The organism is Shewanella maritima (assembly GCF_043643735.1).
GTDB lineage: Bacteria > Pseudomonadota > Gammaproteobacteria > Enterobacterales > Shewanellaceae > Shewanella > Shewanella maritima_A.
In genome coordinates this window covers 120,038-142,172 of record NZ_JBHZSM010000006.1, presented here as the reverse complement: position 1 = coordinate 142,172, position 22,135 = coordinate 120,038, and the positions used below count along the sequence as shown (strand labels likewise).

The window sequence follows — 22,135 nt, the reverse complement described above, 5'->3', positions numbered from 1 at the left end:
GGCTGAGCGGGCTTTATAGAGCTGAATACTTTAACTAATCACCAAAGTCATCCAGTAAGATGTTCTCTTGCTCAACACCTAAACTTTCCAGCATGTTAATCACCGATGAGTTCATGATTGGCGGGCCACACATATAGAACTCACAATCTTCTGGTGCTTTATGCTGCTTCAAGTAATTCTCATAAAGCACATTATGAATAAAGCCTGTGTAGCCAGTCCAGTTGTCTTCTTCTAGTGGATCAGACAAAGCAACATGCCATTCGAAGTTTTCGTTCTCTTCAGCTAGCTTATCAAAGTGGTCTTGATAGAAGATTTCACGCTTAGAGCGTGCACCATACCAAAAGCTCATCTTACGTTGAGTTTTGACACTCTTTAACTGATTAAAGATATGTGAGCGCATCGGCGCCATACCCGCACCACCACCAATAAACACCATTTCAGCGTCAGTTTCTTTGACAAAGAACTCACCAAATGGGCCTGAAATGACCACTTTATCACCGGCCTTTAGGTTAAAGATATACGACGACATTTGCCCCGGAGGTAAGCCTTCAGAAGGAGGCGTTGCGATGCGTACATTGAGCATGATTAAGCCTTTTTCATCAGGGTAATTTGCCATTGAGTAAGCACGTAGTACGTCTTCATCCACTTTAGACTCTAGTTTGAAGAGCTCATACTTTTCCCAGTCATCACGGTATTGTTCAGGGATGTTAAAATCACTGTACTTTACATGATGTGCAGGCGCTTCAATCTGAATATAACCACCCGCTTTGAACAAGACCTCTTCGCCCTCTGGCACTTTTAAAATCAGCTCTTTAATGAAAGTAGCTTGGTTCTCATTAGAAACAACCTCACACTCCCATTTTTTCACACCAAAGATTTCTTCGTCGACTTCCAGCTCCATATCGGTTCTAACCGCAACCTGACACGCCAAACGACAGCCTTCTTTGGCTTCTTTTTTGGAGATATGCTCAAGCTCAGTAGCCAGAATATCGCCACCACCAGACTTAACTGTGACACGACACTGACCACAAGTGCCACCGCCACCACAAGCCGACGGAATAAAGATACTTTGCCCAGCTAACGCGCCCAATAGTTTTTCACCTGCAGGCGTGCGCACATTTTTGTCGCTATCACCATTAATACCTATGGTGACATCACCGGTATTCACTAACTTACTTTTGGCGAACAAAATCACCATGACCAGCAGACATACCACAGTGGTAAACATGCCGATACCAATTGCCATTTCCATTCAATCTACCTTCTGTTTAATGCATTAAGAAGTAAGGCAAGCCTTACAACGAAATACCCGCAAATGACATAAAGCCTAATGCCATTAACCCAGTTGTGATAAAGGTAATGCCGATCCCCTGTAGGCCATCAGGGATAGCATGGAACTTCATTCTTTCTCGTAAACCCGCTAGCAACACAATGGCCATCGCCCAGCCAACCGCGCTGCCTGATGCAAACACCACAGATTCACCTAGGGTGTAATCACGGTTAGCCATGAAAATAACCCCTGCAAAAATCGCGCAGTTCACTGTGAGTAACGGTAAAAAAATACCGAGCGACTGATACAAAGTCGGAATATAACGTTCAAGGAACATTTCCAAAATCTGCACCAGCGCCGCAATCACACCAATGAAGGTGATCAGCTGTAAATAACTGATATTAAGTTCAGGCAAGCCAGCCCAAGCCAAAGCACCAGGTTTAATGAAATTGACATAGATAAGCTGATTTAATGGCACAGCTAAGGTCATCACCACAATCACGGCAATACCTAAACCAAAGGCGGTTGACACCTTTTTAGACACTGCTAAGAAAGTACACATCCCTAGGAAAAACGACAGCGCCATATTGTCAATAAACGCAGCTTGGATAAATAAATTAATATAATGTTCCATTTGATTATCCTCGCTTACGCTGTACGACTCGGATAGCCCAAATCATCACACCGATTAAGAAAAACGCACTTGGTGGTAAGGTGAACATTTCATTCTCTAAATACCAGCCACCGTTATCAATGGTTTTAAATATTTCAGTACCAAATAACGTGCCGCGACCAAGTAACTCTCTGAAGAAAGCCACCCCTAACAAAATCACGCCATAACCGAGTGAGTTACCTACGGCATCCACTAACGCCAAATGTGGCGGATACTTCATCGCAAAGGCTTCAGCTCGGCCCATGATGATACAGTTGGTGATAATTAAGCTAACAAACACCGATAACTGTTTCGACAGCTCATAGGCCACATCTTGCAAAACCATATCAACGATGATCACCAATGAGGCAATCACGGTCATTTGCGCGATAATTCGCACACTATTAGGGATCCAGTGACGGATAGTCGAGATGATTAAATTGGATGATACCAATACAAAGGTCACTGCAAGCGTCATGACTAATGCGGTTTGCATTGAGTTACTCACAGCCAATGCAGAACACACACCCAGTACTTGCATCGCAACCGGGTTGTTGGCAAAAATAGGTGTAGCCAACAGGTCCTTAGTTGTCACAACTTTATTCATGATTGACCTCCAGTTGTCGCTAACTGGCTAAAGAATGTTTGATAACCTTCTTCACCAAACCAAAAATGCACAGCCCGTTGAATACCAACACCGGTGCGAGTTGCACCACTGACCCCATCAACACCATGAATATCACCCGCATCCGCACCGCCTTTAACGACTTTAATGGCCAGCTTGCCCTTGTCATCAAACAACTGCTTACCTTGCCACAATGACAGCCAACTTGAATCGGTAACAAAGTCAGCAATACCCGGTGTTTCACCATGCTCATAAAAGGTAATGTTTTTAATGGTATTTAAATCCATTTCTACCGCAACATAGCCATAAATAATCGACCACAAGCCTTTACCGTAAACCGGTAAAACAAGAGTAGATAATTGATTGTTCTCATCAAAAACTTGGTAGATTCTGACCTGATTAGCACGGCGGCCAATCTTGGCTAAATCTTTTTCGGGTTGCATTGATGTGTCAGGATTAATCGCTGCCATGCGCTCATCAAAGTCTAAAATAGCGTCTCTATCTGACAACTTACCCGTGTCTAATTCGAGTAATTTGGGTTTAATGCGTTGAGCAAAGGTTTCACGAAAATCATCGGTGACTTCAATGCCTGCAGAGCGTAATACAAAGCGCTGAACTTCATCACGTTGTTTCACCAGTTTACGCTCTTTAAGTACCTCAGCCGTACCGGTGATCATAAATGAGCACACTAAACTCAAACAGATAATGAACAACATAGTGCCAAGCACGGAATCTTTTTTAATTGCCATGGCGTTTTAGTCTCCGTTTAATATTGGCACGTGCCACCATGTAATCGAATAATGGTGCCCACAGGTTGGTAAACAGAATTGCCAACATTATGCCCTCTGGCATTTTGACGTTCAGCACACGGATAAGTACCGTCATAAAGCCAATCATTAAGCCATAGGCATATTTTGCATTTCGGGTGTACGAGGCCGTGACAGGATCGGTAGCCATAAACATCATACCGATGGCAAAACCACCAGTGACCAGATGCCAAGTCCAAGGCATCGCAAACATGGCATTTTTTGATGAGCCAACAGCATTAAAAATCAATACTGTGATAATCATACCTGCCATGACACCTGCCACAACACGCCAGTCTGCCACGCGAGTCAGTAACAAAATACCGCCACCCAAGAGCAGTGCAAGCGTACTGGTTTCGCCCACAGAACCGGGTGTAAATCCTAGAAATGCATTCCACCAATTAGGATCGCTAAACACACTAAACCAGCTCACATCGGCGTAAATCATTTGCCTGCTTGATGCTGCTTCAGTCAAGGTTGTTGCTCCAGCAAAACCATCCACAGCCACAAACTGGCTCAGCGAAGCAACTTCTGTTGGATAACCAAAATAGATAAACGCATACCCTGCTAATGCTGGATTAAGGAAGTTATATCCCATACCACCAAACATCTCTTTGGCGACAATCACACCAAAGGTCACACCCAGTGCGATGATCCACATGGGAGTCGCCACGGGAATGATCAACGAGAACAGCAAAGCGGTAACAAAAAAGCCTTCATGAAGTTCTTGGCGTCTTACTCTTGCAAAGATCACTTCCCAAAATAAACTGACGACCAAGGTAATCAGATAAATAGGCACATAGAAACTGGCACCATAGGCGGCTTTGGCAAAAAAGCCAGATTCAGCAGTGAGCAGGCCAAATAGTGCACTAAAGGGGATTAGCTGCCAAGCATCTGCTTGAGCCGCACCATCAATAATCGCGACTTGGGCTTGGACACCCAAATTGTACATACCGAAAAACAAGGCTGGAAATAAGCACATGCCAACAATATGCATGGTACGTTTTACATCAATAGCATCACGAACATGTACTAGGCCTTTTGTACTGCGGCCATGAGCAATCCACAATGAACGCATAAATTGGCGCATCGAGCCGCCATGTGCGTAATAACTATCTTGAACGTTAGGTTTCTTTTGCTTAGTCATTAACCTTCCCTCTCAATGATATCAAGGCAAGCTCGTAACTCTTTACCAAAGTCATACTTCCCAGGACAAACAAAGGTGCACAAGGCTAAATCTTCTTCATCCAGTTCTAACGCGCCCAGCAACTGCGCTTCGTCAGTATCACGTACAACGAGATCGCGCACTAGCAAGGTAGGTAAAATATCCAATGGCATGATGCGTGCCAGCTGACCAAACGCCATCATTGCCCGAGCAGAGCCACCTGCATGAGTGGTAAACTGAAATAATTTACGGGTGCGGCTAAAGCCATTCATCATGATACCCGTCAAAGAAAACTTATTAGTATCTCGGCGAACCCAAGGCAATACATGGTGCTGTTCATCTTCAGTTAGCACCGTGATTTGCATATGAAAACGACCTAAATAATCGTACTCAGCTTCTGCAGTATGGCCTGACAAAATTGAGCCTGATACAACCCGGGAGTGGCTGTCATTCAGCTCATTTTGCATTAATGGGCTCAACTGCGCGCCTAAGTGGGTACGAAGCAATCTTGGCTTTAATACATTAGGGCCAGCAAAAGACACAACACGTTGGGTGGTTAACTGACCTGTTGTGAATAACTGACCAAATGCAATCACATCTTGATAATTCAAGTGCCACACTTGGCGCTCTACATTGACTGGCAGCAACATATGAATGTGCGTACCCACCAGACCTGCTGGATGAACGCCAGCAAAAGGATAGATTTCAACGCCTTCTATCGCCGTATCAATTAATGGTGCTTGATCATCTTGGCATAAATGTACTGTGCCATCGGTAAGATGGGTCAGCACTTTTAATCCTGCTTCAAAAGCACTCTGCTGCTCGGCTATGACTAGTCGAGGATCGGCCGCAAGTGGATTAGTATCAATTGCCGTGACAAAAATACCGGCTGCCACAGCATCTAATTGCGGTACGCGAGAAAAGGGTCGGGTTCTAAGCGCGGTCCATAAACCACTATCAACAAGATTATCCACCACTTCAGCTTTGGTCAGACTCGATAAATCTTCATAAGCTCGAAAGCTCAAAGCTAGTTGCTGCACATCACAATCAATGACAACTGACTGCAACACACGTCGTTCACCGCGATTAATTGCCGATACAACACCACTGGCTGGCGCAGTAAATTTTACGCCTGGCGTTTTTTTATCTTCAAACAGTACTTGGCCTTGCTTCACATGATCGCCAACTTCAACGGCCATGGTTGGTTTTAAGCCAACATACTCTTCACCGATAAGGGCGACTTGCTTAGGAGGGCTGGTATCTTCAATTTGCTGAATGGGCTCACCAGCAATAGGAATATCGAGCCCCCGCTTAATTGTGATAACAGGTTGAGAGAAACTTGTCATTCACACCACCTTATGAAAAATCAGATGGTGCAATTTTAAGTGTTTGTTAAAAACATTTCCCGATCAAGATCACATTAACCGTTTAAAATGTAATTTTAATACATCACAATTCGGCCTAACTGAGAGAGCGGTCACTTAAAAACAGTACAAATTGGTTACATTTGTAGTTTTAATAACAAAATGATGTATTTGGTTAATGTTAAAAAACATCAACCAAACAGCAACTTGTAACAGAATTAATAAAGCCGCTTATTCAGCTGGTTGTAACTGACCTTGCTGCATACGATAGACGGTGTCCATTTGTGATAAACCTGCCTTTCGATGAGTAATCATCAATAAGGTTTTATCTGCCGCAAATGCTAACAGTATTGCCAATATTTCCCGCTCAGTGCGTTTATCTAGCCCTTCAGTAGGTTCATCTAATAGCAATAAAGGCGCATCTCTGAGCAATGCTCTAGCAACACCAATTCTGCGCTGTTCCCCACCAGATAACTGACGACCACCATCGCCAATCCAAGCATCGAGTGGCTCATCACCTTGCAACAAGGCACTTAACCCCACTTGCTCAAGCACGTCAGTTAATCGCTCGTCATAGGCTTTGCGTTTCACACCTTTTTTGTATGGGATGGCAATCAATAAATTGTCTCTCAAGGTGCCTGCAAATAAATAAATTCGCTGACTCACTAAGGTCATTGAGTTACGCAGCGCTTCATGAGAGTAGTCGCTAATATCTTTGCCAGCCAAAGTTATCGAGCCGGACTGTGCTTGCCATTCACGAGTAATTAAATTGAGTAAACTGGATTTACCACAACCTGTTTTGCCTAAGATAGCGACTTTCTCTCCTGTGTTAATCGTCAGGGATAAATTAGACATCACAGAGTGGTTAGCATCATATGCAAAATCAATGTGTTGCAGTGATAAACAACCATCATCTGCGGCTTCATCTATGCCACTGTCTGAGAATGGAATAGCCGGCGTCTGCTCAGTTACTTGTGTCACACGTTTTGCCGCAAGTACAGTACTAGAAAGATGCTGGAATGCACCCGCAATTGGCATCAACATTTCAATGCTGGCCATGGCAGCAAACACCACCATTGCCATCATTGGACCAGGTGGCACATAGTCCCCCACACCTTGACCAGCAAGATACATAATCAAGATAACTGCACAGCCATTAGCTAAAATAACTATGGCTTGGCTCATGCCTGTAATGGCCGCCATTTTAGATTGGCTAGCAAACAGGGCTTGCTGAGCCTTATTTAAAGTGGCTTGATAACGGCTATTTGCATTGAACAGGGTTAACTCAGCCTGCCCTTGAATCACATCCAATAATTGAGTGCGATAAGTTTGACGTTGAGTAATTAATGCTTCACCCGGTGCTTGGCCTAAATGATAAAAAATCACCGGTACAATTATCCAAACCAGCAATAACACCGAGCACAGTGCATTCGCTAAACCAATATCAAACCAGCCGATAAATGCATACAGTCCGGCTATCATCAACAGTGAGGCAGACATGGGTGTGATTAAACGTAGATACAAATGATCTAAGGTATCAATATCAGCCACCAAACGATTGAGTAGATCACCGCTTCTGATGGTTTGTAAGTTCTTTGCACTTAAAGGCAGCAGCTTCTTCCAAGCCCAAACCCTTAGCTCTGTCAGTAACTTGAATGTGGCTTCATGGGTGGCTAAACGCTCTCCATAACGACTTGCCGTACGCGCAATAGAGAAAAACCGCACACCACCAGCAGGTGTGAAGAAGTTAAACGCTTGTGCGGTGGCAACGGTTAAGCCCGCCACTGCAGTGGCTGATAGGAACCAGCCCGATAACGACAACAGGCCGATACCCGCTAACAAGGTAAGAAAGGTTAACAACAAGCCCACACCCATCATGACCCATTGACGACTGAATAATTTAATAAAAGGCAACAAGACTTTCATTACACAGCCTCCTGTTCATCATTGAGCATTTGTGCAAACAACCCATGCTTATCTGCCGTTAATTGTTGTGCACTGCCCTGCTGAGCAATTTGCCCTTTATCTAACACAATCACATTGTTCATGTGTGTTAGTTCATCGAGCCTATGGGTGATCATCACACAAGTTTTATGCTGCATGGCTTTTGTTAGTGCCGCTTGCACTAACTGCTCACTTTGCTCATCTAAACTTGCTGTGGGTTCATCCAGCACAAATATACTTGCTTGTTGCGCTAATGCCCGCGCCAGTGCAATACGCTGAGCTTGCCCAACTGAAACACCGCCGGCTTGATCATTAATGCGCAGGTCTAAACCTTGTGCATGTTGAGTAACAAACTCACTGATATTCGCTTGTTCAAGTAAGGCGTGGATTTGTTCATCTGATAACTGCGGGTTACCCAATGCAACATTATCTCGCAAGGTACCGTGAAATAACTGAGGGTCTTGGCCTAACCAAGCCAAATGCTGACGCCAATAGGGCAAAGGAATACGACTTAATGGTTGTTGGTTAATGGTTAGAGTGCCACGATACGGCAAGAAACCAAGTAGCGCGTTAATTAACGTAGTTTTCCCAGCTCCACTTGGCCCGACAATCGCCACATGATGTTGTGCATCCACCTTGAAAGAAATAGGCCCTAATAAACAGGTACCATCTTGGCTATATACCTGTAAATTTTTAGCTTCAATGGCAACCTGTGACAAGTCTAAGCTTTGCTCAGACATCATCTCAACGTTATCATCTCGCTGAACGGGGGTATTCAGTAGTTCAACCAAAGATTCAGCAGCGCCAATGGCTTGTGCTTTGGCATGGTAATGCGCGCCTAAATCACGCAGAGGTTGATAAAACTCTGGCGCTAAAATCAAAATAAACAAGCCGGTAAATAAGCTTATCCCTACACCATAGTGACCAAAGTCCAGATGCCCTAGATAACTAAAGCCAAAGTACACGGCTAATACCGCTATCGATAACGCAGCAAAAAACTCCAAAACAGCAGAACTTAAAAACGCCATTCTAAGCACTGACATGGTGCGACTTCGAAAATCTTCAGAGGCGGTTTCAATCTTGGTCAATTCCGACTCACCACGGTTAAACAGTTTTAGGGTGGAAAGCCCTTTTAAGCGATCCATAAAGTGGCCACTTAAACGCGACAATGCAGTGAAGTTTTTACGGTTAGCATCGGCAGCACCCATACCGACGAGAATCATAAACATAGGAATTAATGGTGCTGTGGCAACAAGCACCACACCTGCAGCCCAGTTAAGCGGAAAAACACACACTAAGATGATTAGCGGAATGAAGGCGGCCAACATCATTTGAGGCAGATACTTAGCATAGAAGTCATGTAAGTCTTCAACCTGCTCTAACACGATACTAGCCCAAGCCCCTGCAGGTCGGCCTTTAATAAATACGGGACCAAGCGCAACCAGCTTATCAAGTACAGCTTGTCTGATGGTCTCTCTTAAACGTTTACCCGCCTCAAACGAAACTCGCTCACGGGCGTAAACCACTAAAGCTCTAGCAATGATTAATCCCACTAAGCCCAAGAGCACATTGCTAAACTCGGCAATAGGCACGTTATCCATGATAACGCCATGTAAGATCGTCGCTAAACAGTAAGCTTGTGCAATGATGATAAAACCATTGGCGACGCCAAGTAGAATTGATAATTTTAGAAAGCTACCACAAGCAGCTTTTTGACCTTTGAGCCATTGTGTTAATGACTTTTCTAACGGCTTATCCATGAATTCCTTAACAGCATTACGCGGTAATATGGCCCCGAGTATCGCAGTACCATTGCGCAGTTAACACTCAAGCACACATAAATGTTAACTGATTCACAGTTTGCCAATAATAAATGTGAGAGGGACGGATAAATACCGTACTAAGCGGTGTTTTTTACACCGTATTTTACCAGCACATGCCAAAGTAATTTAAGTTGTTGTAGACTTTTTTCATGGGCACCACGCTCACTCCATGAACTCGTTTGACTCACTAATGCTTGCGCAGCCTGACCAAGCTGTAAAGGTGTTACCTTACCGTTGCATGCCAGCTTTTGTGCCAAGCTAGGCATACTGGCACCACGAAAGTTATTCGGCACTTCAGACGCTAACATTTGATAGCCCGAGTGATAACACAAACGAATACGATATTGCTGCGCAATTTGATTTAATAGTGACGCTATTGGCGTTTCTTTAAAATGCGGATCGGCCACAAGTAAATCAATGTCTGTATCAAGGCTTATATCACCATGAACCTGCGCTTCAATATAATGATCTAAATTCGCCGAAGCCTGCCGTGAAAAACGCAAATCAAGGTCATTAGATAACTGTTCAAAGTGTGCAATCACTTCTTCAGGTTTAAAAGGGTGAACCCCGATAGCAGACTGCCTTTCAAACGCCTCACTCAATAACGCAGCCATGATGACTTCAAAGCTGTTAATCGTGGCTTTTTCTTTCGGTAGACGGTAAGAATCCAGATAACTGAACGTGGCACGATGAAGTAATTTCGGCGACGATACAAAATAACAGCTTCCAAATCGCGGCGCGGGCCCTATCGGATTTAATCCTAAATCTAACGCGCCATATTTGGGACGATGTTTAACACCAGCATATACCCCACCAAATAATTGATTCTCCCAATGGTCACGACTGCCACCCAGCTCAGGTGACAAATGACCATTAGAGGTATGGGTTTCGAATTGGCTTTTATAGGCGCCATCTTTGAGTAAGCCCTGCGTTACATTAAGACCGCGACTATCAACACGATCCGGATGGAAATGAAAGGCGATGCGTCCATGTTGATACAAGGCACGTTGAGCAACATGCAGCCTTTGGTGCGACACATTTGACATCAGCAACACATTCTTAATCACATGATTAGCTTGCTCACACATGGGCTGTGCTAGCGTTTCAATATGTGAGAGTGCCTGCTTACTCATTCGTTATATCCTTATTGCAGAACGAGAAAATCTATAGGGTAGTCACTTCATTGTATGTTCTATTTGCAATAATCACATGAAACATTAATGGAATTTCACCAAGACTCACCAACAAACTTCGTTTTGTAAAATGATGAGCATATATGAGCCAATAAAAAAGCTGATGCAATGCGCATTGATAGCGCATTACATCAGCTTAGTATTAAGTAATGAGGTAGCGAAAAAGCATGAATCGGCTTTCATAGACCGCCCATCACCGACAGATAAACATGAGTAATCTTTATCGAAAAAGAGCGTTAAGCCACCACCTCTTTGGGCGTGCCATGGTGACCATCTCGCTTCCAGTCAACATCAAGCAACTCGGCGCCTGATAAACTAAAAGCTTGTCCGAACCCTTTACCCCCCCACTGCAATTGCGAGTCAGCTATCCAAAGTTTTACTCAACGGAGATTTAAGAAATAGGATGGGGTTTACCTCATCCTATTTTTTCATTTTAATAAAACAAATAGATTGTCACTGACTACTTTTTGAGTCAAAGTAAATAATACACGTCACTCAGTTACTGACTAAACAAATTAATCATCTCAATCACGGAAGATACATGAAACATAGCACCTTATTTATCACGGCCTTACTGCTAGCGCTTGGTAGCCTATTTGTTGGACTTCAAATCGGTAAGGCTAAATTATCATCAACCTCCAATCCTGAGCAAACCATACCGACTGAATCGCTACAGCAAGGGCCTTCAACCTTGGCAACTAACCTAGAACAAGAGTCGCAATTGTTGATTGGTAAGTTAAAATCAGAAATCCAACAATTACGATCTGAACTTGCCCAAAAGGATAGTCTTATTGCTTCAATGCAATCATCCCTAGGCCTATTAGAGCAGCAGGTAGAGATTGCTTATGAAGAGGTTGAAATGGATGAAACTGCAGCCGCAACGCCTTTTCATGATGAACCTTTGACACTCAGCCTCGAAGCCGTTGAGCAATATATCCCTTCCCCGTTTGCAGATATTATCGCTAAACAAGACGGTGACATGGTCGAAATTTTCCAGCGCCACCATCAAGCAGAAATCGATAGTGAATGGGCAACCAATGAAGAGCAGTCATTTCAAGATTTGATTGATAACCATCCACAAGGGCATAACTTAAAAATAGATAGCATCAACTGTAAGCAATCGACCTGCGAAATTCGCGGCTATGAATTAGCGCCGCAAGCATGGATGGATGTTAGTGCAGGTTTTCAGCAGCTCAATCATGGTCGAAGTGTCAGCAGTTATTCAACATTATTTGGCACGGAAGAAGGCACCTTGTTTTACATGCTCAGTGAATATAAGCCTGATCCTGAGGACGAATAAGATTAACAAATGGGATGAGTAAGTGGATTCAGCACGCTCAGCATACTTTAGGGCATCATAAGTTGTACGTAAGCTATAACAGACTCAATACTCAATTGAGTCTCAGTTATCAAACGGCTAATGATGCACCGCCCAATTTAATCTTTCAGGGTTATTTGTATGGGTTGCCATGTAGAAAACTGCAGTTTGAGTTGGACGATCGCCTCTACCAGATCAATATTCTGTGGCTACTATATTGGCAAGCAAAGTGAGTGGAGATCACAAGCAAAACAGTGGAAGGTAAAGAGACGAGGAAAGAGATACACAAAGAAGTGATTAAAGAATTACTCCCCATCCGCCGACGCCGTTCAATCCAATTACTTGGCTATGTCAGCATCATTACATCGATTAAGCTTGGGCTAGTGCTTTTCAGCAGTTAGTTGAGGCTTTAGTCGCTTCAAACTCTGTCGTAAAAACTACGTCTTAAAAACTATGTCGCTTCAAACTCTGTCGCTAACAGGGCGTATTGATATTCATCGCCCCACTCGCCTTTGAAAAATATGTTGTGTTTAAAATGGGCTTCACGGCGAAAACCTAACCTTTGTAACAACTGCCAAGATGCAACATTGCGGGTATCTGTGGTGGCTACAACGCGATGCTTGCTTAACTCATTAAATAGATAAGCTAACACGCGCTTCACTGCCAAACTGGCTATGCCTTTCCCTTGGTATTCAGGTGCTAAAGTAAAGCCAATTTCAACCTGCTGATGGGTTGTCGGTAATTCAGCGCCGTCATCAATAAAATGCAGCGCCACATCCCCAAGTAATTGCTGGCTATTCTTATCAACAATCGCAAGCTGGTACCACTTCCCTGCTTGGGCAAACTGGTCATAATGGCTGTTTGCTAATAATCGCTTAGCATCCAATAAACTGTAATTAGACCAACTTTGGTATCGGGCAACCTCTGGTATTGCTCGATATCGGGCAAAGCTGACTAAATCGGCCTCTGTAAAAGGCCGAATTTGAAGTTGTTCTACCGTCAGTGTCGGTGCTGGGATCACAAAAACCAAGCTCTGAGTGTTTTGCCTTTTACCTTACCTTGGGTCAGTTTCTTTAACGCTTTGTTTGCCACACTGCGTTCAACTGCAACGTAAGAGCGAATATCAGTGACTTTAATTTTGCCAATTTGATCGCCAGCAATACCATTGTCGCCAGTTAACCCACCCACAATATCACCAGGACGTAACTTGTGTTTCTTACCTGAGTCGATTTGAATAGTGATCATATCGGCTGATTGTGGCTGCTTATTTAATACACTCATTGGCGGTAAACTTGACTCCACCACTTCAAACTTCAGCGCATCTTCAATCAATGACATTTTATAGCCGTCATCGTGGCTAAAAAAGGTGTATGCAACCCCTGTGCTGCCAGCGCGGCCTGTACGGCCAATACGATGAATATGCACTTCTGTGTCGTAAGCAATATGGTAATTAAATACGGCGTCTAAGTTATCAATGTCTAAGCCACGTGCAGCAACATCTGTCGCAACCAAAATGCGCGCACTCTTATTGGCAAATTGCAGCAACATTTTATCTCTATCACGCTGCTCTAAATCACCATGTAAAGCCAGTACGCTGAAGCCTTTATCGGCGAGTGTATCTGCTACCTTCTGCGTTTCACGCTTAGTATTACAAAATACCACTGCGCTTTTAGGTTGTTTATCAAGCAATAACAACTCTAACGCATCCAACCGTCCTTGATTGTCATCAACAAGATAGAACTGCTGCTCAATCGTCACATCATCATGGGTTGATTCAACTTTCACCATATTTGGCTTATACATGATTTGGTTGGCAATGGTCTGAATTTGCTCAGGGAAAGTTGCGCTAAACAATAATGTTTGGCGTTCATGTGGGGTGCGCGAAACAATTTGATCAAGATGATCTTGAAAACCCATTTCAAGCATACGGTCAGCTTCATCTAAAATAAGCATGCTGACATGGCTAAGATCTAAACGGTTGCGATCAAGGTGATCCACAATCCGCCCTGGCGTACCAACAATAATGTGTGCGCCATGTTCAAGCGAACCAATTTGCGGCCCCATAGGCACACCACCACACAAGGTTAATACCTTAACGTTATGAATGCCTCGTGCCAGAGTACGAATTTCTTTGGCGACTTGGTCGGCTAATTCTCGCGTGGGACATAACACCATCGCTTGAATACGAAAACGCTTCACATCAAATCGATGCAGAAGCCCTAAGCCAAATGCAGCAGTTTTACCTGAACCTGTTTTTGCTTGCGCAATCACATCGTCGCCCGCCAAAATCAATGGCAAGCTCTGTGCTTGGATTGGGGTCATAGCATCAAACTTCATGGTTTTGAGATTTTCAAGCAGCGCCGGTTTTAAAGGCAAAGTGGCAAATGCAGTATCTGCATTCTGGTTGGATGATTGACTCAAAGTAGACCCCTTGGAATGAGCAAAAACAAAATCAGAGATAGAAATGACTCAGCCAAGGAGAACTATTCAGTCTTAACCTTGGCCGAGTCTTATTATTGTATCAATTATCGAGCCAATTTGCTGATAAATCTGTTCAGTACTTTACACTTTAAGCCAGTTGTTATATCAATGTTAATCAATACATAATTAACGGCTTATGTCAGCCACACCAAATCAAAATAACAAAGCTTTGTCGCAAGTAAGAGGTAGTTGTATGCAAGAAGCACATGGTGAGTATCAAATCTCAGTAACAGGTAATATCATTCATACCAAAATGATGGGTTCTTATAACGAAGAAGGGGCTAAAGCCTACACCTATGAAGTGATGAAACTGGTCAAGTCATTCGATGGGAAGCCTTTTGGTATTATTGTAGATAGCAGTGAAGTACTTGGCGGTACACCTGAAGCCTATGCCGCATTAGATAAATATAATATTTGGATGGAAAAGAACAACATGGCAGCTAAAGCATTGGTATTTAATGCCAAGATAATGGCAACCATCTTAAAAAACCAATCACCTTCCATGCGTGCCGACAACATAGGAACCTTTACTAACGCAGAAACTGCACTGGAATGGCTAAATAAACAAATGCTGCTCATAGAAGTATAAATAGCAGTATAACCAGTCCATACTCCAATTTACTCGCTTACTCTTGCTGACAAACGTGTGCTTAAGAAGCAGATACGCTTAGGTATTAGATTCATTTAAGAGTAAGCAAATATCACCAACTATGCCGCACTCAACACATATATCGTGCCCGCACAAAACAACTGATTGCCTATTTGATACATCTGATTCATTTTGTATCCACCGCAATAGTAGATACACAAATCTCCTACCACCTCTCAAGTGAAAAACACTAAATAAGCGGCGTTAAACAGCAGCTTACCCCACTCAACCCAATCACAAATAAGTAACAAATATTACACCTTGATAGTTTAAAAAAACGCCTATTTATCCTGCCTATTTTTTTACTCAGAATAATGACCAGTATTGAGTTAAAGGATGACGACAATGAAGTATGGAAAAATCTTACTCTCGCTATCAATGGCATCGACTTTAATAGCGTGTAATGACTCCGATGAGCTAAATGAACTGGATTCAATCAGATTTGAATCTGCAACGGTTCAAACTTGTTTTGATGTACTCAGAGACAGACATGGCTGGGAAAACATTACTGATATACAGGCGTTCTCATGCAGTGGTAGTGATTTAGATGCACAAGGCATCGAAGAAATGGCCATATTTACCAGCTTAAAAGAATTAGAGATCTCTTCAAGTGGAGCGAGGGATATTGACCTATCCTCATTCAGTACATTAGAAGAAATTAACTTATCAGCGAATAGGCAATTAAGCAGTTTGCACCTCTCTGAAAACCATGTGCTGACCGGTGTATACCTTTGGTGGAACACTGTTGAGCAATTGGAGTTGGCAAACTTAACTAATCTCAAAACTATTTATGCCGTATCTAACAATATGAGTGACCTCAATATTTATAATACCCCTCAACTAGAAACCCTCAATGTCATGGATAATAACTTGTCTACTATAGATGTTTCAGATAATCAAAATTTACGAACATTGCTATTAGATATGAATGATTTAAGTCCTATCAATCTGCAACAAAATATCAATTTAGAAACACTTTCTATCGGTCTTACTGGCTTGCAGTTAATTGATTTAACTAACAATACTCAGCTAAAAACATTTTCAGCCGAACTAAACTCACTTACCACGATTAATTTAAATGCCAATAGGCAATTGCAAAGGGTGAGATTAGATAACAACCCTTTTGATCAAGCCACACTTGATTACTTAACTACGATAGACTGGATAGATAATCTTAGCTTTTAAGGCTAAACCTAACCCAAACAAAAAGGACTCATCTGAGTCCTTTTTACTTGGGTTCATTACGCGACGAAATAATTAACTGCGTAATCCAATACCACGTGAAATTAAGTAATAAGCAACAAACCATAAGGCGGCACAAAAGCCCACCATAATGGCAAATGATAATGGCACGCTCATATCAGCAAAACCTAAGAAGCCATAGCGGAATACATTGATCATATACACCACTGGGTTCAATGCCGACACACCTTGCCAAAAGCTTGGTAAAAGCGACAACGAGTAGAACACACCACCGAGGTAGGTGAGCGGCGTAAGAATGAATGTTGGAATAATACTGATGTCATCAAAGCTTTTAGCAAATACCGCGTTGATTAATCCCCCTAAGGCAAATAGCACTGAGGTTAAAAACACGGTCAAAATGACTAAACCAAGATGATGTAATGACATATCCACAAAGAACATTGCCACTAATGTGACAATCAAGCCCACACTTAGTCCTCGGGCAACACCTCCACCGACATATCCAGCAATCATCACGTAATGTGGCACTGGCGCCACCATGATTTCTTCAATACTGCCATGCATTTTGGCACTGAAAAATGATGAAGCTACATTAGAATATGAGTTAGTGATGACTGACATCATAATCAAACCTGGCGCAATGAATTCCATGTAAGATACGCCTCCCATTTCACCAATTCGGTTACCTATCAAATTACCAAAAATCAAAAAATATAACGTCATGGTAATCGCGGGAGGGACCAAGGTTTGCACCCAGATCCGGGTGAAACGGTTAATTTCTTTGGTAATGATGCTTTTAAATGCGGTGAAATAGAGATGTCTCATTATTTTGCCTCCTTGGCTTTCTCTACCAATTCAACAAATAACTCTTCTAATCGGTTAGCTTTATTACGCATTGACATCACTTCAATGTTGGCTGCAGTCAATTGAGTAAAAACATCATTGATATTATCTTGTTTAACCACATCAACCTCTAACGTATGACTATCCACCAAGCGGCAACTGAACTCACCTAAATCTGGCGTAGTATCGATGTCCTTACGTAAATCCAAAATAAAGGTTTCTTTATTTAATTTGCTCAACAGTGACTTCATACTGGTACATTCCACCAGCAGTCCCTGATCGATAATACCAATATTGCGGCACAGCATTTCTGCTTCTTCGAGATAATGCGTCGTTAGAATAATCGTGACACCCTGCGCATTAATATTTTTCAAGAAATCCCACATTGAGCGCCGCAGCTCAATATCAACACCCGCTGTAGGCTCATCTAGAATCAATAACTTGGGCTCATGCATTAGTGCCCTTGCAATCATCAGCCTACGCTTCATACCGCCTGACAATTGGCGAGCTTGTGAATTGCGCTTTTCCCACAAATCTAGCTGAGATAAATACTTCTTTGCACGCTCAAGGGCGACTTCACGTTTCACCCCGTAATAGCCTGCTTGATTAACCACAATCTGCAGCACAGTTTCAAACTGATTAAAGTTGAATTCTTGTGGCACCAATCCAATGCAGAGTTTTGCATGTTCTAACTGCTGGTCGATATCAAAACCAAACACACTGACTTGGCCTTGCGTTTTTTGCACTAACGAGCTGATCACGCCAATGGTGGTAGATTTACCTGCACCATTAGGTCCAAGCAATGCGAAAAAGTCACCTTGCTGCACGGTAAGGCTGAGTGATTTTACGGCTTGAACACCACTTTTGTAGGTTTTTTTAAGATTGTTGATGACCAATGCATTGGCACTGTCGTCCATGGCGGATTCCTCTAGTCAATAAACAAAAACTCCCGCAAGTGCGGGAGCTTAATTGATATGTTAGCAATTAATCTAACGGCACAACTTTAGCAATGTAGGGCAGATTACGATATTGCTCTGCATAGTCAATACCATAACCCACAATAAACTCATCAGGTATGCTCATACCAATAAAGTCGACAGGCACATCCACTTCACGACGCTCAGGTTTATCTAGTAGCGTACATAAGGTAAGACTCTTAGGTTCACGTAACAGCAGCATTTCACGGACTTTGCTTAAGGTGTTACCTGAATCAATTAAATCTTCCACAATTAACACATCACGGTCGGCAATATCAGATTGAACATCTTTCAATACTTTTACATCACGCGAACTGGTCATTGCATTGCCATAGCTAGATACTGACATGAAATCAATTTCTACATGGCCTTTAATACGGCGGCAAAGATCCGCCATAAACACGACTGAGCCCTTTAATAGGCCAACCATTAATAGGCGTTCGCTGTTTTCATAATGGGCGTTAATACGCTCAGCGAGCACGTCTAATGTTTTGTCGATTTCTTCTGCCGAAATCATCTCTTCAATGGTGTGTTTCATATGTTTCTCAGTTGTCGATATCCTGAGGCTGAGACTGTCCGTATCCCCAGCGACTCGTTAATTCATGTTCGATTCCCAAATGGTCAAGAATTCGGGAAACCATGAAGTTTACCAGATCTTCTACCGATTTGGGATTATGATAAAAGCCAGGCGCAGCAGGCATGATGGTCGCACCATTGCGTGTTAAGCTCAGCATGTGCTCTAAGTGTATGGCACTAAAGGGAGTTTCTCGCGGAACTAGGATTAATTGTCCACGTTCTTTTAATACCACATCGGCTGCACGCTCTAGCAAATTATTGCTCATACCGGTTGCGATAGCGGCCAATGTGCCTGTCGAGCATGGACACACCACCATTTGTTTCGGTGCAGCGCTGCCTGATGCCGGCGGTGAAAACCACTCATCTTTGCCTAATACATGTAATTCACCACTCAATGACAAGGCCTGAGAATCAAAATATTCAAGTAATTGCTCTCGTGCTTTTTCAGGATTGGCACTGAGTTTCACATCGTGCTCAGTAGCCAGTACCACTCTTGCCGCACTGGAAATCATTAAAAACACCTGATAATCCGCTGCCAATAAACACGACAGCAGCTTTAGGCCATAAGGCGCACCTGATGCGCCAGTCCAAGCGAGGCTAATACTGTTCGCGCATTTTTTATAACTCATTTAAATCCTTAGCTGTTTCAATCGCAATGAAATGACGATAGCCCAAGCACTATTATTTAAACTAGCGCGGATTTAGACCTGTGTAGCATTAGCTGCAATAGCATCAATCAAACGCTGGTGAATACCATTAAAACCACCGTTACTCATCACCACAATGGTATCGCCACTCTGAGCTTGCTGACTCACTTGTTCAACAATGGCGTCGATATCATCTTTTACCACCACAGGAATATCAGCATGGCACATGTTGGCGGCAATATCCCAATCCACGTTGCCCGCTTGATATAGCCAAGCAGCATCAGCCAATGAAAGGGATTGAGCCAGCGTATCTTTATGTATGCCGCGTTTCATGGTGTTGGAGCGAGGTTCCAGCACAACAATCACTTTGCCTTGCCCCACTTTTGCTCTCAAGCCTTGTAAAGTCGTGGTAATGGCAGTGGGGTGATGAGCGAAGTCATCATACACTTCAACACCGTTAACAGTGTCGAGTAACTCCATGCGGCGCTTAGGTGGTTCGAACTTAGTGAGTGCTTCAATGGCCTGCGCGGGTAATACACCGACATGCCTTGCTGCAGCAATCGCCATCACCGCATTTTCAATATTATGCTGCCCGAGTAAGCCCCAGTTTAATGTGCCTTGTAAGTCGCCATTAAACACAACCTCAAACTCATGACCGTCTGATGCTAATGCACGAGTTTGCCAGCCTTGGGTGTCTGCATCACTGCGGTTATAGGTTTCTTGTTCACTCCAACAGCCCATTTCTAATACTAATTTCACCGCATCAGCATCTTTAGGCCAAATGATTTTACCTTCACTAGGTACAGTACGGATCACATGATTAAACTGGCGCTGAATGGCCGCTAAGTCAGCAAAGATATCGGCATGATCAAATTCAAGGTTATTTATCACTAAAGTACGTGGCTGGTAATGGACAAACTTAGAGCGTTTATCGAAAAAAGCACTGTCATATTCATCAGCTTCAACAACAAAGAAAGGAGAGTTACCCAAACGCGCCGATACACCAAAATTTTGCGGCACACCACCAATCAAAAAACCCGGTTCATAACCGCAATATTCCAATATCCATGCGAGCATGCTTGAAGTTGATGTTTTACCGTGCGTGCCTGATACCGCCAGCACCCAACGCTGAGGCAGAATATGTTCAGATAAAAATTGCGGCCCAGAAGTGTATTTAATACCACGATTCAATACCGCTTCAACGCAGGGGTTACCGCGGCTCATGGCATTACCAATCACCACAACATCAGGTTGGTCAACACCTTCTTTACCCAGCTGAGCAGGATCAAACCCTTGAATTAGCTCAATGCCTTGCTGCTCAAGCTGAGTACTCATCGGTGGGTAAACATTGGCATCACTGCCCGTTACCTTGTGCCCCATCGCGCGGGCTAACAAGGCTAAACCGCCCATGAATGTGCCGCAAATCCCTAATATATGTACGTGCATGGCTTGGCTCTGATAATTTATTTGTTGGCTGCTATTCTAATCTAACTTGGACGCTGATGTCAGTGAAGTCTGCTGAAACAACTCAATAAGTCAGCAAGGGTTAACCTCAAGGTAAAACTTTCAATTAACCGCTCGCCTTTAAAATTAGCTATTAATGCTCATTTTTATCGTATGGACTGCGCTTGTTGCTGGGCAACAATGTCAGTCAGCTTATCTATCTTCTCGTGCAGTAACCTGATTTGTTCATCTTTCTCAGCTTGTTCATTGCTATGGTTTGTTGAGCGATGAGGCTGTTCTACTTCTGGCTCGGTTACTACCTCATCTTGCTGTTGATGCATAATTTTGGTTTCTTCACCCATCACATCTAACACGGTACCGACCATCATATTTAAGAAAATAAAGGTGGTTAAGAAGATAAAGGTTAAGAAATAAATCCAGCTCAGTGGGTAGACTTCCATGGTTTCATACATAATTGACGTCCATGACTCAAAGGTCGATACCCTGAATAAGGTCAACATCGCAATGGACACATCCCCCCATAAAAAGTCATTGATATGACTGAAGAACATGCTTCCAATCGCGCCGTAGATATAAAAAATCACAAACATTAAGAGCCCGATATACCCCATGCGAGGAATCGCTCTGAGTAAGGCATTAATCAGCATTCTGAGTTCTGGCACCATAGACACCAGACGCAAGACCCTGAAAATTCTGAGCAAACGCGCCAGTAATATGGTTGAACCACCTAAAGGGATTAAGCTACCAATCACAATCACAGTATCGAAAATATTCCAGCCTTTAGAGAAAAAGGACTTGGTATTGTCACTGGCCATATAGCGGATGATCAGTTCAAACAAGAAGAATGCTGTAATTGCAACATCAAGCACATTCAAGCTTTTTTCTAACCATCCAGGAAGATGATAGGTGTGAGCACCAATAGATAATGCAGACACAATAATCACGAAGATAACAAAGCCCTGAAAAGCTTTACTCTGATCGACCTTTTTGAGTTTGCTGTAAATACTGGCGGTTTTAGTGGTGGATATCTCAGTCAAAATCTAACCTTTACTTTCAAAATAACAAAAAACTTCACAGCATTAGTTCATTTAACGCTGTATAAGGAACTGGTTTTATTTTAGGCGGTGGAGGGTAA

General features: G+C 43.1%; 21 protein-coding genes and 1 pseudogene. 4 read left to right on the top strand and 18 right to left on the bottom strand.

Annotated elements, in window-relative coordinates; genetic code table 11:
• Nucleotides 1-34 precede the first annotated feature (34 nt).
• The 10 genes and pseudogenes from nqrF to ACHUGF_RS09055 all read right to left on the bottom strand — a co-directional run.
• Nucleotides 35-1,252, bottom strand: coding sequence for an NADH:ubiquinone reductase (Na(+)-transporting) subunit F (gene nqrF, locus ACHUGF_RS09100; RefSeq protein WP_394130557.1), 1,218 nt, complete (start codon nt 1,250-1,252; stop codon nt 35-37).
• Nucleotides 1,253-1,295: 43 nt separating this feature from the next.
• Complete coding sequence (nqrE, locus tag ACHUGF_RS09095) at nt 1,296-1,904, bottom strand: NADH:ubiquinone reductase (Na(+)-transporting) subunit E (RefSeq protein ID WP_394130556.1); 609 nt, start codon at nt 1,902-1,904, stop codon at nt 1,296-1,298.
• Between the two features lie 4 nt (nt 1,905-1,908).
• Complete coding sequence (locus ACHUGF_RS09090) at nt 1,909-2,529, bottom strand: NADH:ubiquinone reductase (Na(+)-transporting) subunit D (protein WP_394130554.1); 621 nt, start codon at nt 2,527-2,529, stop codon at nt 1,909-1,911.
• Entirely contained in the window at nt 2,526-3,296 is a 771-nt protein-coding gene (locus tag ACHUGF_RS09085) for a Na(+)-translocating NADH-quinone reductase subunit C (protein WP_394130552.1), read from the bottom strand. Before ACHUGF_RS09085 ends, ACHUGF_RS09090 begins: the two co-directional genes overlap by 4 nt.
• The gene (locus ACHUGF_RS09080; protein WP_394130551.1) at nt 3,286-4,500 is read right to left on the bottom strand and encodes an NADH:ubiquinone reductase (Na(+)-transporting) subunit B; all 1,215 of its coding nucleotides are present in this window, start codon (nt 4,498-4,500) and stop codon (nt 3,286-3,288) included. The genes ACHUGF_RS09085 and ACHUGF_RS09080 overlap by 11 nt, the downstream gene beginning before the upstream one ends.
• Complete coding sequence (locus tag ACHUGF_RS09075; protein ID WP_394130550.1) at nt 4,500-5,864, bottom strand: Na(+)-translocating NADH-quinone reductase subunit A; 1,365 nt, start codon at nt 5,862-5,864, stop codon at nt 4,500-4,502. Before ACHUGF_RS09075 ends, ACHUGF_RS09080 begins: the two co-directional genes overlap by 1 nt.
• Before the next feature lie 249 nt (nt 5,865-6,113).
• Nucleotides 6,114-7,808, bottom strand: coding sequence for a heme ABC transporter ATP-binding protein/permease CydC (cydC, locus tag ACHUGF_RS09070; protein ID WP_394130548.1), 1,695 nt, complete (start codon nt 7,806-7,808; stop codon nt 6,114-6,116).
• Nucleotides 7,808-9,586, bottom strand: a complete 1,779-nt coding sequence (gene cydD, locus ACHUGF_RS09065; RefSeq protein ID WP_394130546.1) for a heme ABC transporter permease/ATP-binding protein CydD — start codon at nt 9,584-9,586, stop codon at nt 7,808-7,810. Before cydD ends, cydC begins: the two co-directional genes overlap by 1 nt.
• A 140-nt stretch (nt 9,587-9,726) precedes the next feature.
• On the bottom strand, nt 9,727-10,782 hold the full coding sequence (locus ACHUGF_RS09060; RefSeq protein ID WP_394130544.1) for a DUF3626 domain-containing protein: 1,056 nt from the start codon (nt 10,780-10,782) through the stop codon (nt 9,727-9,729).
• A gap of 296 nt (nt 10,783-11,078) precedes the next feature.
• Nucleotides 11,079-11,180: pseudogene (locus ACHUGF_RS09055) on the bottom strand (heme utilization protein HutZ); the annotation flags it as partial.
• A gap of 203 nt (nt 11,181-11,383) precedes the next feature.
• On the opposite strand from ACHUGF_RS09055, the gene ACHUGF_RS09050 reads away from it, so the two are divergent.
• Both ACHUGF_RS09050 and ACHUGF_RS09045 read left to right on the top strand, forming a co-directional pair.
• Complete coding sequence (locus ACHUGF_RS09050; RefSeq protein WP_394130542.1) at nt 11,384-12,142, top strand: hypothetical protein; 759 nt, start codon at nt 11,384-11,386, stop codon at nt 12,140-12,142.
• A 251-nt stretch (nt 12,143-12,393) separates the two neighbouring features.
• On the top strand, nt 12,394-12,561 hold the full coding sequence (locus ACHUGF_RS09045) for a hypothetical protein (RefSeq protein ID WP_394130540.1): 168 nt from the start codon (nt 12,394-12,396) through the stop codon (nt 12,559-12,561).
• A 50-nt stretch (nt 12,562-12,611) separates the two neighbouring features.
• Here ACHUGF_RS09045 and ACHUGF_RS09040 read toward each other — a convergent pair whose 3' ends face one another.
• Both ACHUGF_RS09040 and dbpA read right to left on the bottom strand, forming a co-directional pair.
• Nucleotides 12,612-13,181: a GNAT family N-acetyltransferase gene (locus ACHUGF_RS09040; protein WP_394130538.1), complete on the bottom strand. Its 570-nt coding sequence runs from the start codon at nt 13,179-13,181 to the stop codon at nt 12,612-12,614.
• Nucleotides 13,178-14,497 (bottom strand): ATP-dependent RNA helicase DbpA, encoded by a 1,320-nt coding sequence (gene dbpA, locus ACHUGF_RS09035; RefSeq protein WP_394130636.1) that lies wholly within the window; start codon nt 14,495-14,497, stop codon nt 13,178-13,180. Before dbpA ends, ACHUGF_RS09040 begins: the two co-directional genes overlap by 4 nt.
• Nucleotides 14,498-14,834: 337 nt before the next feature.
• Between dbpA and ACHUGF_RS09030 the strand changes: the two genes are divergently transcribed.
• The gene (locus tag ACHUGF_RS09030; protein ID WP_394130537.1) at nt 14,835-15,230 is read left to right on the top strand and encodes a hypothetical protein; all 396 of its coding nucleotides are present in this window, start codon (nt 14,835-14,837) and stop codon (nt 15,228-15,230) included.
• A gap of 405 nt (nt 15,231-15,635) precedes the next feature.
• Nucleotides 15,636-16,475, top strand: a complete 840-nt coding sequence (locus tag ACHUGF_RS09025) for a leucine-rich repeat domain-containing protein (RefSeq protein WP_394130535.1) — start codon at nt 15,636-15,638, stop codon at nt 16,473-16,475.
• Between the two features lie 72 nt (nt 16,476-16,547).
• Here the strand turns inward: ACHUGF_RS09025 and ACHUGF_RS09020 are convergent, their stop codons facing one another.
• The 6 genes from ACHUGF_RS09020 to ACHUGF_RS08995 form a co-directional block, all read right to left on the bottom strand.
• Nucleotides 16,548-17,318, bottom strand: coding sequence for an ABC transporter permease (locus tag ACHUGF_RS09020; protein ID WP_394130533.1), 771 nt, complete (start codon nt 17,316-17,318; stop codon nt 16,548-16,550).
• A complete protein-coding gene (locus ACHUGF_RS09015; RefSeq protein ID WP_394130531.1) occupies nt 17,318-18,253 on the bottom strand; it encodes an ABC transporter ATP-binding protein in 936 nt (311 codons plus the stop codon). The genes ACHUGF_RS09020 and ACHUGF_RS09015 overlap by 1 nt, the downstream gene beginning before the upstream one ends.
• A gap of 67 nt (nt 18,254-18,320) precedes the next feature.
• A complete protein-coding gene (gene hpt / locus ACHUGF_RS09010; protein ID WP_394130529.1) occupies nt 18,321-18,851 on the bottom strand; it encodes a hypoxanthine phosphoribosyltransferase in 531 nt (176 codons plus the stop codon).
• A 7-nt stretch (nt 18,852-18,858) separates the two neighbouring features.
• Complete coding sequence (locus ACHUGF_RS09005) at nt 18,859-19,518, bottom strand: flavin prenyltransferase UbiX (protein ID WP_394130528.1); 660 nt, start codon at nt 19,516-19,518, stop codon at nt 18,859-18,861.
• A 72-nt stretch (nt 19,519-19,590) separates the two neighbouring features.
• Entirely contained in the window at nt 19,591-20,982 is a 1,392-nt protein-coding gene (mpl, locus tag ACHUGF_RS09000; RefSeq protein WP_394130526.1) for a UDP-N-acetylmuramate:L-alanyl-gamma-D-glutamyl-meso-diaminopimelate ligase, read from the bottom strand.
• A 164-nt stretch (nt 20,983-21,146) separates the two neighbouring features.
• A complete protein-coding gene (locus ACHUGF_RS08995) occupies nt 21,147-22,037 on the bottom strand; it encodes an ion transporter (RefSeq protein WP_394130524.1) in 891 nt (296 codons plus the stop codon).
• Nucleotides 22,038-22,135 lie beyond the last annotated feature (98 nt).